Genomic DNA, 14,750 nt, shown 5'->3' on the forward strand with positions numbered 1-14,750 from the left:
GTTCGGGCTACCGGCCACTTCTGGTCACCCGAACATGCCGGGCTCGTAGTCGCCCGCCGGCTGCTGCACGATCACGTTCACGCGGTTGTAGGCGTTGATGAGGGCGATCAGGGACGCCAGCGCGGCGAGCTGCTCCTCGTCGTAGTGCTTGGCGGCGTCCGCCCACGCCTCGTCGGTGACCCCGCCCGCCGCGTCCGCGATACGGGTGCCCTGCTCCGTCAGCTCCAACGCCGCGCGCTCGGCGTCGCTGAAGACCTTCGCCTCGCGCCAGGCCGCGACCAGGTTGAGGCGCACCGAGGTCTCACCGGCGGCGGCAGCGTCCTTCGTGTGCATGTCGGTGCAGAAACCGCAGCCGTTGATCTGGCTGGCGCGGATCTTCACCAGCTCCTGCGTCTCGGCGGGCAGCGTCGAGTCCGCGATGACCTTGCCGGCCGAGTTGAAGTGCCGCACGAGCTTGTTGGTGACCTCGTTGCCGAACAGGTTCAGCCTGGCTTCCATGACGAACTCCTCTGTATCGCTTCTTTGTGGCTACACATGTCTGACGGACGGGCTCGCCAAGATGTGACATCCCCCTGGTCCACCGCCCTGACCAGCTCACACACCTTTCGGTAAGTACCGCACCAAAAAGTCGGTACTTGTTCCGTCCGTAGGACCCCCCGAGGATCAGAGGCATCCCCAGACGCCCTTCCGAAGGAGCCCCCGTGCCCGGCGACAACGCCCCCGTATCCGTCCTCGGCCTCGGCCTGATGGGCTCCGCCCTCGCCGCCGCGCTGATCAGGGCGGGCCACCCGACGACCGTCTGGAACCGCACCGCCGCCAAGACCGGCCCTTTGGTCGCCCAGGGCGCGACCCCGGCGGCGACCGCCGCGGAGGCCATCGCGGCCGCCCCGCTCGTCATCGTCTGCCTCACCACCAACGACGGCGTCCGCGCCCTCCTCACCCCGGAGACGGACGCCCTCGCGGGCCGCACGGTCGTGAACCTCACCAACGGAACGCCCGCCCAGGCAAGGGAGTTGGCCGACTGGGCGGCGGCCCACGGCATCACGTACATCGACGGCGGCATCATGGCCGTACCGCAGATGATCGCGACGCCCGCCGCGTACATCCTCTACAGCGGCACCGACGAGGACGCCTTCGCGACGCACCGCCCCACCCTCGCCGCGCTCGCCGACACCAAGTGGGTCGGCAAGGACCCCGGTCTCGCAGCCCTCTACGACCTCTCCCTGCTCACCGGCATGTACGGCATGGTGATGGGCGTCGTCCAGGCCTACGCCCTGATCGGCAGCGCGGGCGTGCCGGCGACCGAGTTCGCGCCGCTGCTCAAGGACTGGGTCGGCGCCATGACGAACGGTGTCGTCCCCGGTGTGGCCGAGGCGCTGGACTCCGGGCAGCACCTCACGGACGTCTCGTCCCTCGAGATCAACCAGGCCGCGCTGCCCAACTTCCTTACGGCGTACGCCGAGGCCGGCATCAGCGACGAGCTGTTCGCGCCGCTCCAGGGCCTCCTGGACCGCTCGATCGCCGAGGGCCACGCGGCGGACGGACTCTCGCGCCTGGCGACCCTGCTCAAGAAGAACTGACCGGTCTTCCCGCCCCGTAAGGGGCGCGGGGCTCTGACATGTGCGGCTCCGCCGCGAAGGGGGTCCCCCCTGTTCGAGCGAAGCCGAGAACTTGGGGGAGCGACCGGCCCCCACCAGCCCGCAGTTCATCACCCGCAAACCCAGCAGAGCGCTAGGGCACGAGCACGACCTTGCCCGTGGTCTCCCGCCGCTCCATGGCCGCATGGGCCAGGGCCGCGTCCGCCAGCGGGAACGTCTGCACCGCGGGCACCAACTCCCCCTTGGCGGCGGCCTCCAGGGCCCGCCGCTCGTGTTCGGGCCCGTCCTCGGGGTGCTCGATCAGCCGCAGCAGGGCGTTGGCGACAGAGATCCTTCGCCGCTCCACCACGCCCGCGTCCGGCTCGAAGCCCTCCTGGGACGACCACCCGATGACCACGTACCGGCCGCCGTCACCGATCAGGCCGAAGGCGGCGGCGGACTTCTCGCCGCCCACCCCGTCGAGTACGACGCTCACGCTCCGCCCGTCGAGGCGCTCCCGCACGAGGTCCGTCCAGCCGGGTTCGTTGTAGTCGACGGCGAGATCGGCGCCGAGCCCCCAGACGTCCTCGACCTTGTCGGGCCCGCCGGCGGCACCGATCACGACGGCTCCGAGCTCCACGGCGTACTGGACGACGAGCCGCCCGACCCCGCCGGCGGCGGACGTCACCAACACCACGTCGTCGGAGGTGAGTTGAGCGACGTCAAGGAGCCCCATGGCCGTCGCCCCGGTCATCACCATCGACACGGCGGCCTCGTGTCCGAGCCCGTCCGGCACCTCGTGCAGCTGCCCCGTCTCGGCCACGGCCAGCTCGGCGTACCCGCCGGGCACGCTGCGCGGGGTGACGACGGCTCGCCCGAGCCAGCCGGGATCCACATCGGGCCCGACGGCGTCGACGACCCCCGCGACCTCCCCGCCGAACACGGCGGGCAGCTCGGGCAGCGGCGGCGCCATGTCGCTCGCGTCGCCCCGCCGCATGACGGTCTCGACGAAGTGAACTCCCGCCGCCCGCACGGAGATCCGCACCTGGCCCGGCCCCGCGACGGGGTCGGGCAGGGTCTCGTACGTCAGATTCTCGGCGGGCCCGAACTCATGCAGAACCACGGCGCGCATATGTCCTCCTCAGAACGTCTATGCACACCACCCTGCAACCTCAAGCAAGCTTGAGGTCAACCCGTCACAGCTGCTTGGCGACCTCGGTGGCCCAGTAGGTGAGGATCATGTTCGCGCCCGCCCGCTTGATGCCGGTGAGGGACTCCATGATCGCCTTGTCCCGGTCGATCCAGCCCCGCTCGGCGGCGGCCTCGATCATCGCGTACTCGCCACTGATCTGGTACGCCGCCACCGGCACGTCCACCGCGTCGGCGACCCTCGCCAGGATGTCCAGGTAGGGCCCGGCCGGCTTCACCATCACCATGTCGGCGCCCTCTTCGAGGTCGAGCGCCAACTCCCGCAGGGATTCCCGGGCGTTGGCCGGGTCCTGCTGGTAGGTCTTGCGGTCGCCCTTCAGGGACGAACCGACGGCCTCGCGGAACGGGCCGAAGAAGGCCGACGAGTACTTCACCGTGTACGCGAGGATCGACACGTCCTCGTGGCCCGTCTGGTCCAACGCGTCCCGGACCACACCGATCTGACCGTCCATCATGCCGCTCGGGCCCACCACATGGGCCCCCGCGTCGGCCTGGACCTGAGCCATCTCGGCGTACCGCTCCAGGGTCGCGTCGTTGTCGACACGGCCTTGCTCGTCGAGCACTCCGCAGTGCCCGTGGTCGGTGAACTCGTCGAGGCACAGGTCGGACATGACGATGAGGTCGTCACCGACCTCCGCGCGTACGTCCCGCAGCGCCAGCTGCAGGATCCCGTCCGGGTCCGTGCCGACGGTCCCCGCGGCGTCCTTCTTCTCCTCCTCGGGAACCCCGAAGAGCATGATCCCGGAGACCCCCGCCTCCAGCGCCTCGACGGCAGCCTTCTTCAGGCTGTCGCGGGTGTGCTGGACGACGCCGGGCATGGCGCCGATCTCCACGGGAGCGCTGATCCCCTCGCGCACGAACGCGGGCAGGATCAGATCTGCCGGGTGGAGACGGTTCTCCGCGACCATGCGCCGCATGGCGGGGGTGGTCCGCAGCCGCCGGGGCCGCGCTCCCGGGAAGGATCCGTACTTGCTCACTGTGCTCACTCACCTCACGCAAAGGTTCCGGCCCCGACTGAAGGATCTCAGCCGGGGCCAGGGAAGACATTCAGCCCGTCCGGCGTTGAGGACGAACTCGGCGAAGCCGGTGACTAACGGTACGCCTGAGCCTCAGGGTGCCGTACGCCGCCTACGCGAACCCGGCCGCCGCTCACTCGGCCGCGTGACAGGGTCACCGGCCTCCAGCGCGGCAGCCCGACGCCGCGTCCCGAACTCGGCCAGCGCCTCGGCCAGCTTGTGGACCGACGGCTCGGGAGCCATCACGTCCACCCGAAGGCCGTGCTCCTCGGCGGTCTTCGCCGTGGCGGGGCCGATACACGCGATGACGGTCACGTTGTGCGGCTTGCCGGCAATACCGACCAGGTTCCGCACGGTCGAAGAGGACGTGAAGAGCACGGCGTCGAAGCCGCCGCCCTTGATCGCCTCACGCGTCTCCGCCGGCGGCGGCGACGCCCGCACCGTCCGGTAGGCGGTCACGTCGTCGACCTCCCACCCAAGATCGATGAGCCCGGCCACCAGCGTCTCGGTGGCGATGTCGGCACGCGGCAGGAAGACCCGGTCGATCGGGTCGAAGACGGGGTCGTACGGCGGCCAGTCCTCAAGGAGGCCCGCGGCCGACTGCTCGCCGCTCGGCACCAGATCGGGCTTCACACCGAAGGCGATCAGCGCGGCAGCGGTCTGCTCGCCCACCGCAGCGACCTTGATCCCGGCGAAGGCACGGGCGTCGAGCCCGTACTCCTCGAACTTCTCGCGCACGGCCTTGACGGCATTCACCGAGGTGAAGGCGATCCACTCGTACCGCCCGGTGACGAGCCCCTTGACCGCACGCTCCATCTGCTGCGGCGTACGCGGCGGCTCGACGGCGATCGTCGGCACCTCGTGCGGCACGGCGCCGTACGACGTCAGCTGGTCGGAGAGCGAGGCCGCCTGCTCCTTCGTACGCGGAACGAGCACACGCCACCCGAAGAGCGGCTTCGACTCGAACCACGACAGCTGGTCGCGCTGGGCGGCGGCGGAGCGCTCACCGACCACGGCTATGACGGGCTGCCCGCCGTCGGGCGAGGGCAGCACCTTCGCCTGCTTCAGGACCTGCGCGATGGTGCCGAGCGTCGCGGTCCAGGTGCGCTGGCGCGTCGTCGTACCGGCGACGGTCACCGTCATCGGGGTGTCGGGCTTGCGCCCGGCCGCCACCAGCTCACCGGCGGCCGCCGCGACGGAGTCGAGCGCCGTCGAGACCACCACGGTCCCGTCGGACGCGCCGACCTCGCTCCAGCAGCGGTCGGAAGCGGTGCGGGCGTCGACGAAACGTACGTCGGTGCCCTGCGCGTCGCGCAGCGGAACACCCGCGTAGGCGGGCACACCGACCGCCGCTGCGATGCCGGGCACCACTTCGAAGGAGATGCCCGCGGCGGCGCAGGCCAGCATCTCCTCGGCGGCGTACGTGTCGAGGCCGGGGTCGCCGCCGACGGCACGCACGACCCGCCTGCCGCCCCTCGCCGCCTCCATGACAAGATTGGCCGCGGCCCGCAGGGAAGGCGCATCGGTGGTAGCTGACGCGTCGTCAACTGCCTGAGGGTGAGGTGTGTCCACACCTCCCCGGGCATGCGCGCGCACAACGTCGAGCACATCCGGCTCGGCGATCAGGACGTCCGCCCGGGCCAACGCCTCGACAGCGCGCAGAGTGAGCAGTCCCGGATCTCCGGGTCCGGCACCCAGGAAGGTGACGTGCCCGTGTGCGGGAAGGCCGGGAAGGTTCGAGGTGGGGCTCAAAGTACTCGCTCCCCCATCAGACCGGCCGCGCCCTTGGCAAGCATCTCGGCAGCGAGTTCGCGGCCGAGCGCCAAGGCTTGGTCATGCGTCTCGGGCACGGGACCGGTGGTGGACAGCTGCACCAGCGTCGAGCCGTCGGTTGTTCCGACGACGCCGCGCAGGCGCATCTCCTTGACAATCTGCCCGTCGGCCAGCAAGTCGGCCAGCGCACCAACAGGCGCACTGCAACCGGCTTCCAGGGCGGCGAGCAGGGATCGCTCGGCGGTCACGGCGGCCCGGGTGTACGGGTCGTCGAGCTCGGCGAGCGCGGCGGTCAGCGACGCGTTGGACGCGGCGCATTCGATCGCCAGTGCCCCCTGGCCGGGGGCGGGCAGAACTGTGTCGACCGACAGGAAGTCGGTCACCTCGTCGATCCGGCCGATGCGGCTCAGTCCGGCGGCGGCGAGCACGACGGCGTCGAGCTCACCCTTGTGCACGAATCCGATGCGGGTGTCGATGTTCCCGCGGATCGGCACGGTCTCGATGGTCATGCCGTGGCCCCGCGCAAAGGCGTTCAGCTGCGCCATGCGGCGCGGCGAACCGGTGCCGATGCGCGCGCCGTTCGGCAGCTCCGCGAAGGTCAGGCCGTCGCGCGCGATCAGTACGTCGCGGGGGTCCTCGCGCAGCGGCACGGCGGCCAGCGTCAGGTCGTCGGGCTGCGCGGTCGGCAGGTCCTTGAGCGAGTGCACGGCGAAGTCGACCTCGCCGGCAAGGAGCGCGTCGCGCAGGGCGGTCACGAAGACGCCGGTGCCGCCGATCTGCGCCAGGTGCTCACGCGACGTGTCGCCGTACGTCGTGATCTCCACGAGCTCCACGGGGCGGCCCGTCAACTGGCTCACTGTTTCGGCCACTTGGCCGGACTGGGCCATGGCCAGCTTGCTGCGCCTGGTCCCGAGCCTGAGTGCCCTCTCGGTCATGCCCGGCCTCGATTCGGGTCGTTGTTCTCGTCGTGCTGGTCGTGCTGGTCGATCTGGTCGTTCTGGTTGTTCAGGTGGTCGGCCCTGCTGACGGCGGCGACCGTCTGCGGGTCGAGGTCGAAGAGGGTGCGCAGCGCGTCGGCGTACCCGGCGCCGCCGGGCTCGCCCGCCAGCTGCTTGACCCGCACGGTCGGCGCGTGCAGCAGCTTGTCGACGACGCGGCGGACGGTCTGCGTGATCTCCGCGCGCTCCTTCTCGGCGAGTCCGGGGAGCCGTCCGTCGAGCCGGGCGATCTCGCCGGCGACGACGTCGGCGGCCATGGTGCGCAGGGCGACCACGGTCGGTGTGATGTGCGCGGCCCTCTGCGCGGCGCCGAAGGCGGCGACCTCGTCGGAGACGATCGCGCGGACCTGCTCCACGTCGTCGGCCATCGGGGCGTCGGCGGACGCCTCGGCGAGCGACTCGATGTCGACGAGGCGTACGCCGTCGATGCGGTGCACGGCGCCGTCGATGTCGCGGGGCATGGCCAGGTCGAGCAGGGCGAGCAGGACGTGCCCGGTCTCGACCATCGAGGGGCCGCGGCGCTCGGGCACCCGCCCGGTGGCGGTCACGGCCGCGGCGAGCGCGGTGATGGTGCCGGCCTCGGCACGCACGTCGACGGCCTCGTCGTCACGGCGCTCGGCGGGCGCGTTGTCGACCCAGGCGGCGTGCTGCTCCAGGGTCGCGGCGTCCATCCCCGCGACGGCGTCCTCGCCCATGACGGAGAACCCGACGCCGCGGTTGACGGCCGCACCGTCGAGCGAGCCACCGGTCGCTTCCACGCCGGCCCCCGACGGCGCACCCGCGCCGGAGAGACCGAGCGGGCAGGCGTCGTCGGCACCGCGGGGCGCAGAGGCGCCGGCCGCGGGCGTACGCGGCGCCGCCACGACGGCGGGCGAGCCGGTGCGGTCCGTGACGGCGGCCGCGACGGACTCGGCGGTCAGGACGAGACCGGTGGCCCCGGTGCAGGAAACCGCCACATCGGCACGTGTCAGTTCGGCCGCCACCTGGTCCATCGCGACGGCGCGGGCGCTGGTGCCGTGGCCGCCGTCCGTCAGGCTGCGTCCATATTGCTCTCCGAGCAGGGCGGCGAGCCGCTCGGCGCGCTCCAGGGTGCGGTTGGCGACGACGACCTCGTCGACCCCGGCCCGCGCGAGCGTCGCCGCGGCCAGTGAGGACATGGATCCGGCGCCGATGACCAAAACACGCTTGCCCTTGGCCCACGCCTCGACCGGCTCGCGCCCGGCGAGCTGCTCGAGGCCGAAGGTCACGAGCGACTGCCCGGCCCGGTCGATCCCGGTCTCCGAGTGCGCGCGCTTGCCGACCCGCAGGGCCTGCTGGAACAGGTCGTTGAGCAGGCGCCCCGCGGTGTGCAGCTCCTGCGCGCGCGCCAGGGTGTCCTTGATCTGCCCGAGGATCTGCCCCTCGCCGACGACCATCGAGTCCAGGCCGCAGGCCACCGAGAACAGGTGGTGGACGGCTCGGTCCTCGTAGTGGACGTACAGATAAGGGGTGAGCTCCTCGAGCCCCACACCGCTGTGCTGGGCGAGCAGCGTGGACAGCTCGGCGACGCCCGCGTGGAACTTGTCCACGTCGGCGTACAGCTCGATGCGGTTGCAGGTGGCGAGCACGGCCGCCTCGGCGGCGGGCTCGGCGGCGAGCGTGTCCTGCAGGAGCTTGGCCTGCGCATCGGGAGCGAGCGCGGCCCGCTCCAGGACGCTCACCGGAGCGCTGCGATGACTCAGCCCTACGACAAGGAGACTCATGCCGGCATCACGGCGGGGACGTCCCCGTCGGGTCCCTTCCGCTGCTGCTTGGCGTCGGCGGGCGCCGCGGCGTCTTCCGCGGTCGCTTCCTCACCGGCCTTGCGCTGCTCGTGGAAGGCGAGGATCTGCAGCTCGATGGAGAGGTCCACCTTGCGTACGTCGACACCGTCCGGCACGGACAGAACGGTGGGCGCAAAGTTGAGGATCGAGGTCACACCGGCGGCGACGAGCCGCTCGCAGACCTGCTGGGCGGCGCCCGCCGGGGTCGAGATGACGCCGATGGAGACGCCGTTGTCCTTGATGATCTTCTCGAGCTCGTCGGTGTGCTGCACCGGCATGCCCGCGACGGGCGTGCCCGCCATGGCCGGATCGGCGTCGATGAGCGCGGCCACACGGAAGCCACGCGAGGCGAACCCGCCGTAATTGGCAAGCGCCGCGCCGAGGTTACCGATACCGACGATCACAACCGGCCAGTCCTGGGTCAGACCGAGCTCGCGGGAGATCTGGTAGACGAGGTACTCGACGTCGTAGCCCACACCACGCGTCCCGTAGGAACCGAGGTACGAGAAGTCCTTGCGCAGCTTCGCGGAATTGACCCCCGCGGCGGCCGCGAGCTCCTCGGAGGAGACCGTGGGCACCGAGCGCTCCGACAGTGCGGTGAGGGCTCGGAGGTACAGCGGAAGCCTGGCGACGGTGGCCTCGGGAATCCCTCGGCTGCGGGTCGCCGGTCGGTGAGTTCGGCCAGTTGCCACGGTGCTCCTGCGGGTAGAGCGGGGCTGCAGGCGGTCACACGTCCCCAGACCGCCCCGTCGAATGCAGGCTATGTCTTTGTGAACGCGTGCACAAAGATGGTGTCCGATTTGCCCGGCCAACGTGACCGGGGTCACGCGCCCCCGGCGCACGATCCTGGAACCGGCGCGCAGACGGCGGCGTTGCTCACTTGATGGGGGCAAAACCGCACACTCTCCTCACGATCATCGCCCCCGAGACCAAAACCGCCCACGATCCTAAGGGACCTTTCGGGCCACTTGGACTCCTCAGTCAGTCTCGATCGGTCTCGATTCGGACTACGGGGCGAGCGTGCGTCGAAGTCGATCTTCGTTCACCCGCCAGAAGGTGTGCTGTTCACCGTCGACCAGAACCACCGGAATCTGTTCCCAGTAGGCCCGGTTGAGCTCCTCGTCCTGCGTGATGTCCTTCTTCTCCCAGGCGACTCCCAGCTCGCCGCAGACCTTCTCGATCACCAGCTGTGCGTCATCGCACAGATGGCAGCCGGGCTTGCCGATCAAGGTGACCGTCCGGTCCTGCGGACGCTTCTTCTCCGTACGGCGAAAAATCGGGCTCATGACACCATTCTCGCCCCGCCGACGCGCCGCGCGGCCCGTCCGTTTAACGGTGCCGCCGCGAAGAGTTCACAGGGTCGAATCCTGCCGACTCCGGAACCACCGAACGAACTAGCTATGCTCACGGCATGGCCGCTCTCGGATGGCTCACCCCCCGTAGGCGCTCCGCCACGGCGCGGAGCGTGTTGGCAGGCGAGGCCTCGGCTGAGGCAGCGCGCAAGTCCTCCCAGGAGCTGGAGGAACTGGCGGAGGCCGCCGCGCCCGACGAACAGGACCAGGAGCCGGAGTTCCCCGTCGTCGGCGACGACAAGGCCGCCGCCTTCTTCGACCTCGACAACACCGTGATGCAGGGCGCCGCGATCTTCCACTTCGGCCGCGGCCTCTACAAGCGGAAGTTCTTCGAGCGCCAGGAGCTGGCCCGATTCGCCTGGCAGCAGGCGTGGTTCAGGCTCGCCGGCGTCGAGGACCCCGAGCACATGCAGGACGCCCGCGACAGCGCGCTCTCCATCGTCAAGGGCCACCGCGTCGCCGAGCTGATGTCCATCGGCGAGGAGATCTACGACGAGTACATGGCCGAGCGCATCTGGCCCGGTACGCGCGCCCTCGCCCAGGCCCATCTCGACGCGGGCCAGAAGGTCTGGCTGGTCACGGCCGCCCCGGTGGAGATCGCCACGGTCATCGCCCACCGCCTCGGCCTGACCGGCGCCCTCGGCACGGTCGCCGAGTCCATGGACGGCGTCTACACGGGCAAGCTCGTCGGCGAGCCCCTGCACGGCCCCGCCAAGGCCGAGGCGGTGCGCGCGCTCGCCTCCGCGGAGGGCCTGGACCTGGCCCGCTGCGCCGCGTACAGCGATTCGCACAACGACATCCCGATGCTCTCGCTCGTCGGGCATCCGTACGCGATCAATCCCGACGCCAAGCTGCGCAAGCACGCCCGCGAGCGGGACTGGCGCCTGCGGGACTACCGCACCGGCCGCAAGGCCGCCAAGGTCGGCATCCCGGCCGCCGCGGGCGTCGGCGCGATCGCGGGCGGCACGGCCGCGGCCATCGCCCTGCACCGCCGCCGCCACTGAACATTCTCTCGGTCCTACCCCGCCCGGGCTCCCGCCAGTCCTGTTGGTAGCACTCGGCCACAACACGCCCCGCGCTTAGACGGAATGTGAACCAACCCGATCAATAACCGGTCACTGTCTGCTACTTGAACGGGCACGGATCGGCAACACAAGCGACGTAATCGGTGATTTAAGCAACTGGGTGTAGCGCCGCCTGTACGAAGCGTTATTCTCCTCAGACGCATAACGGACCCCACGCGTCGCTACGACGAGTGAACGGTCCCGCACTGCACGTGATGGAAGCTCTGCCTCTGGGAGTCCCGTGTACCCACACGTCGGGGTTGACGCCTCGGGCCTGGCTACGCTGCGCGCAACGGTCGCCGACCGCTTGCGCGGCTTCGTCCCCACCGCGTACGCCGGCCCCGCCGTCCCCGCATTTGCCGTCCCCACACCCGCCGGGCCGCTCTACGCCCTGGCGGACAGCGGCGCGGCGGTCAGCAGACGGACTCGTTCCGCCTCTGCCGCCACCTCAACCCCCACCCACCGCCGTCCCGCCGCGGACAGCGACAGCGCACGCATGATGGATCTCGTCGAGCGCGCCCAAGCCGGCGAGTCCGACGCCTTCGGCCGTCTCTACGACCAGTACAGCGACACGGTCTACCGCTACATCTACTACCGCGTCGGCGGCAAGGCGACCGCCGAGGACCTCACCAGCGAGACCTTTCTGCGCGCCCTGCGCCGCATCAGCACCTTCACCTGGCAGGGCCGTGACTTCGGCGCCTGGCTGGTCACGATCGCCCGCAACCTGGTCGCCGACCACTTCAAGTCGAGCCGCTTCCGCCTCGAAGTGACCACCGGCGAAATGCTCGACGCCAACGAGGTCGAGCGCAGCCCCGAGGACTCCGTCCTGGAGTCCCTCTCGAACGCCGCACTGCTCGACGCCGTGCGCCGCCTCAACCCCCAGCAGCAGGAGTGCGTGACGCTGCGCTTCCTGCAGGGCCTCTCGGTCGCCGAGACCGCGCGGGTGATGGGCAAGAACGAGGGCGCGATCAAGACCCTCCAGTACCGCGCCGTCCGCACCCTGGCCCGGCTCCTGCCGGACGACGCACGCTGATGCCATGGACCGCCGACGGCCGTCCATGGCCGTGGGTGACGCTCAACTCACCTTCCGTGGCGGCCAGATGGCCGCCACGGACTTCTACGGACTTCTGGCGGTCCGATCATCCTCCGTCCGTAACCCAAGTGCCGCGACGCTCGTTGTGCGGAATGCAGGCTCCCTGTGGTCGCTCCCTGATCACCTCCGCTCACTCATTCGTGTGGATGTGCTCAAGGTGTGCAACCCTCAGGACCCCCTGGGGAGTCGACCGTCATGACGAGAGGAGGTGCCGCCAGTGATCGCGAACGTATCGGCACACCGGCGGGCGAACGCCTTCGCCCAGGCCCTGGAGGAGCAATCCGACCAGGACCCGGCGGCCGAGCAGACCGACGAATCCGTCACACCCGATCCAGTGCTGTCCGAACAGGCGGCCCCGGACCGGATGTTGACCCTGGCGACCGGCCTCGGCGAGCTGCCGAAGCCGGAGCTTGATCCCGAGGTCAAAGTGGTCCAGCGGGCCCAGCTCGTAGCCGCCATGGAGGCCATGCTCCTCGAGGGCACGGCCGCGGGCGGCGGCACCACCGGCACATCGGTGCCCGAACAGCGGTCCCGCAAGGGCGCCCACCGGGCCACCGGGCTGCGCAAGCTGCGGCCGCGCTCCCGGCTGTCCAAGGGCATCGCCGCGGGCGGGCTCACCGTCGGCGTCGCCGCCGGGGCGTTCAGCGGAGTGGCCGCGGCAAGCTCGGACGCGCTTCCGGGCGATTCGCTGTACGGACTGAAGCGCGGCATGGAAGACATCAAGCTCGGCATGGCCGACGACGACGGCGACAAGGGCGAGATCTACCTCGACCACGCCTCGACCCGGCTGAACGAAGCCCGCCGGCTGATGGAGCGGGGCCGCGCCGGCGACCTCGACCACGAGTCCCTCGGCGAGATCAGGCGAGCGCTCTCCGGCATGCAGCACGACGCCGCCGAAGGCCACCGCCTGCTGCACGAGGCGTACGAGAGGGACGGATCGCTCGGCCCCATCCAGGCCCTGTCCGCCTTCTCCGAGTCGCACCGCAGCAGTTGGAGCGACCTGCATAGCCGCCTGCCCGTCCAACTGGGCGACGTGGGCGAGAAGGTCAACTCGGTCTTCGACGCGATGGACCAGGAAGTGGACCCGCTCCGCTCCCTGCTCCCCCGCACCCCGGAAACCAGCGACACCCCGGACCGGCCAAGCCAGCGCTCCTCCGGCTCCTCCACCCCGGACCGCCCCTCCGCCCCCGAGTCTTCCCCCGGCGGCGGCTCGAGCGACGACAGCAAGCCGCACCCGTCGAACTCGGACGGCAGCGGCGAGGACGACGGCCTGCTCGGCGGCAACACGGGCGGCCTCCTGGACCCCCCGAAGACCGACACGACCCCGACCCCATCGGACGACAAGCCCGAGAACGAATCCCCCCCGGCCAAGCCGGGCGTAACGGTGCCCCCGCTCCTGCCGGGCCTGCTGCCGGGCTTGGGGATCGAGGGCGAGGACACGAAGTAGCACCACGGAATATCTGAGGGGCCAGATCCGCAGGGATCTGGCCCCTCAGCCATGAGCGCAACGCACCGCCGCCTCAGAAGAACGCCTCAGAAGAACACGGACCGCCGACAGCCTCCGGCGGATACCCGTCCGTCGGAATCGGCTCCCCGAACTGAATCGTCCACTTCGTCGGCAACGGCAAAGCTCCCAGCGGCCCGAGCCAAGGGAACGTAGGCGTGATCGGGAAGTACGGAAAGCCGAGCACCCGCGCCAGCGACCTCTCTACACTGCCGCCCTCGCGCCGCTTCGCGGGCTTCGGACGGCTGCGCCGGACTCCGTCCGCCGACCTGACACCGGAGCCCGCCTAGAAGAACACGGACCGCCGCTGCACCAGCAGCTTGTACAACGTGTGCTGAATCTGCTCCCGAACCTGATCCGTCAGGTTGAACATCAGCATCGGATCCTCGGCAGCCTCCGGCGGATACCCATCCGTCGGAATCGGCTCCCCGAACTGAATCGTCCACTTCGTCGGCAACGGCAACGCCCCCAGCGGCCCGAGCCACGGGAACGTAGGCGTGATCGGGAAGTACGGGAAGCCGAGCACCCGCGCCAGCGTCTTCGCGTTCCCGATCATCGGGTAGATCTCCTCCGCCCCCACGATCGAGCACGGAACGATCGGCGTCCCCGTCCGCAACGCGGTGGAGACGAACCCGCCCCGACCGAACCGCTGCAGCTTGTACCGCTCGCTGAACGGCTTCCCGATGCCCTTGAATCCCTCCGGCATCACCCCGACGAGCTCACCCCGCTCAAGCAGCCGCTCGGCATCCTCCGCGCACGCCAGCGTGTGCCCCGCCTTACGCGCGAGCTCATTCACGACCGGCAGCATGAAGACCAGATCCGCCGCGAGCAGCCGCAGATGCCGCGCCTGCGGATGGTTGTCGTGCACGGCGACCTGCATCATCAGGCCGTCGAGCGGCAGCGTCCCCGAGTGATTGGCGACGATCAGCGCCCCGCCGTCGGAGGGGATGTTCTCGATGCCCTTCACCTCGACGCGGAAGTACTTCTCGTACAACGGCCGCACCAGGGACATCAGCACCTGGTCGGTGAGCTCCTCGTCGTACCCGAAGTCGTCGACCTCGTACTCCCCGGTGAGCCGCCGCCGCAGGAACGCGAGCCCGCCCGCGATGCGCCGCTCCAGGCCGCCGCCCCGCGGCTCGGGTGCGGCTCCCGGCTTCGGCGCCGGCTCCGCCGGAGGCACCGGCTCGGCCCGCTCCACCCCCGGCTCGCCGTCTTGCTGGGCCGGCATGGCCGTGACCTCACGCACGGCTGCCGGATCGTTCTTGCGCCGGGCCGTGCCCCTGCGCCGCGCCGGGCGCTGCGCACCCGTGCGCGACCGGTCGTCGTCGAACGGAATGACCTTGGCGTCCGCCATCGTTGACG

The 14,750-nt window shown here is 70.4% G+C and carries 14 protein-coding genes and 1 pseudogene; 5 read left to right on the forward strand and 10 right to left on the reverse strand.

All coding sequences use genetic code 11. The features are described 5' to 3' along the window. Positions 1-24 precede the first annotated feature (24 nt). The gene (locus OG453_RS01300) at positions 25-498 is read right to left on the reverse strand and encodes a carboxymuconolactone decarboxylase family protein (RefSeq protein WP_266863606.1); all 474 of its coding nucleotides are present in this window, start codon (positions 496-498) and stop codon (positions 25-27) included. Positions 499-701: 203 nt separating this feature from the next. Here OG453_RS01300 and OG453_RS01305 point away from each other — a divergent pair, with 203 nt between their 5' ends. Beyond that, positions 702-1,580, forward strand: coding sequence for an NAD(P)-dependent oxidoreductase (locus OG453_RS01305; RefSeq protein WP_266863608.1), 879 nt, complete (start codon positions 702-704; stop codon positions 1,578-1,580). Between the two features lie 151 nt (positions 1,581-1,731). On the opposite strand, the gene OG453_RS01310 is transcribed toward OG453_RS01305, so the two are convergent. The 7 genes from OG453_RS01310 to OG453_RS01340 form a co-directional block, all read right to left on the reverse strand. Then, positions 1,732-2,709 carry a zinc-binding dehydrogenase gene (locus tag OG453_RS01310; RefSeq protein WP_266863610.1) on the reverse strand — a complete coding sequence of 326 codons (978 nt, stop codon included), beginning with the start codon at positions 2,707-2,709 and terminating at the stop codon, positions 1,732-1,734. A 64-nt stretch (positions 2,710-2,773) separates the two neighbouring features. Continuing rightward, positions 2,774-3,763 carry a porphobilinogen synthase gene (hemB, locus tag OG453_RS01315; protein ID WP_266863612.1) on the reverse strand — a complete coding sequence of 330 codons (990 nt, stop codon included), beginning with the start codon at positions 3,761-3,763 and terminating at the stop codon, positions 2,774-2,776. A gap of 132 nt (positions 3,764-3,895) precedes the next feature. Then, the gene (locus tag OG453_RS01320) at positions 3,896-5,554 is read right to left on the reverse strand and encodes a bifunctional uroporphyrinogen-III C-methyltransferase/uroporphyrinogen-III synthase (protein ID WP_266863614.1); all 1,659 of its coding nucleotides are present in this window, start codon (positions 5,552-5,554) and stop codon (positions 3,896-3,898) included. Then, the gene (hemC, locus tag OG453_RS01325) at positions 5,551-6,510 is read right to left on the reverse strand and encodes a hydroxymethylbilane synthase (protein ID WP_266863616.1); all 960 of its coding nucleotides are present in this window, start codon (positions 6,508-6,510) and stop codon (positions 5,551-5,553) included. The genes OG453_RS01320 and hemC overlap by 4 nt, the downstream gene beginning before the upstream one ends. After that, positions 6,507-8,315: a glutamyl-tRNA reductase gene (locus OG453_RS01330; protein WP_266863618.1), complete on the reverse strand. Its 1,809-nt coding sequence runs from the start codon at positions 8,313-8,315 to the stop codon at positions 6,507-6,509. The genes hemC and OG453_RS01330 overlap by 4 nt, the downstream gene beginning before the upstream one ends. After that, a complete protein-coding gene (locus tag OG453_RS01335) occupies positions 8,312-9,067 on the reverse strand; it encodes a redox-sensing transcriptional repressor Rex (RefSeq protein WP_266863620.1) in 756 nt (251 codons plus the stop codon). The genes OG453_RS01330 and OG453_RS01335 overlap by 4 nt, the downstream gene beginning before the upstream one ends. Before the next feature lie 315 nt (positions 9,068-9,382). After that, positions 9,383-9,661 carry a glutaredoxin family protein gene (locus OG453_RS01340; RefSeq protein WP_266863622.1) on the reverse strand — a complete coding sequence of 93 codons (279 nt, stop codon included), beginning with the start codon at positions 9,659-9,661 and terminating at the stop codon, positions 9,383-9,385. 125 nt (positions 9,662-9,786) lie between these two features. On the opposite strand from OG453_RS01340, the gene OG453_RS01345 reads away from it, so the two are divergent. From OG453_RS01345 to OG453_RS01355, 3 genes are all read left to right on the forward strand, one after another. Further along, complete coding sequence (locus OG453_RS01345; protein WP_266863624.1) at positions 9,787-10,731, forward strand: HAD family phosphatase; 945 nt, start codon at positions 9,787-9,789, stop codon at positions 10,729-10,731. Between the two features lie 301 nt (positions 10,732-11,032). Beyond that, the gene (locus tag OG453_RS01350; protein WP_266863626.1) at positions 11,033-11,824 is read left to right on the forward strand and encodes an ECF subfamily RNA polymerase sigma factor, BldN family; all 792 of its coding nucleotides are present in this window, start codon (positions 11,033-11,035) and stop codon (positions 11,822-11,824) included. 277 nt (positions 11,825-12,101) lie between these two features. Further along, positions 12,102-13,331 carry a DUF5667 domain-containing protein gene (locus OG453_RS01355; protein ID WP_266863628.1) on the forward strand — a complete coding sequence of 410 codons (1,230 nt, stop codon included), beginning with the start codon at positions 12,102-12,104 and terminating at the stop codon, positions 13,329-13,331. 109 nt (positions 13,332-13,440) lie between these two features. Here OG453_RS01355 and OG453_RS01360 read toward each other — a convergent pair. Next, positions 13,441-13,590, reverse strand: a pseudogene (locus tag OG453_RS01360) (glycerol acyltransferase); the annotation flags it as partial. On the opposite strand from OG453_RS01360, the gene OG453_RS01365 reads away from it, so the two are divergent. Beyond that, positions 13,547-13,678 carry a hypothetical protein gene (locus OG453_RS01365; RefSeq protein ID WP_266863630.1) on the forward strand — a complete coding sequence of 44 codons (132 nt, stop codon included), beginning with the start codon at positions 13,547-13,549 and terminating at the stop codon, positions 13,676-13,678. The pseudogene OG453_RS01360 and the gene OG453_RS01365 sit on opposite strands and share 44 nt — an antisense overlap. Here OG453_RS01365 and OG453_RS01370 read toward each other — a convergent pair. After that, positions 13,675-14,742, reverse strand: a complete 1,068-nt coding sequence (locus tag OG453_RS01370; protein ID WP_266863632.1) for a lysophospholipid acyltransferase family protein — start codon at positions 14,740-14,742, stop codon at positions 13,675-13,677. The two genes, OG453_RS01365 and OG453_RS01370, sit on opposite strands and share 4 nt — an antisense overlap. Between the last annotated feature and the right edge of the window lie 8 nt (positions 14,743-14,750).

Origin of the sequence: Streptomyces sp. NBC_01381 (assembly GCF_026340305.1) — a bacterium.
Classification (GTDB): Bacteria; Actinomycetota; Actinomycetes; order Streptomycetales; family Streptomycetaceae; genus Streptomyces.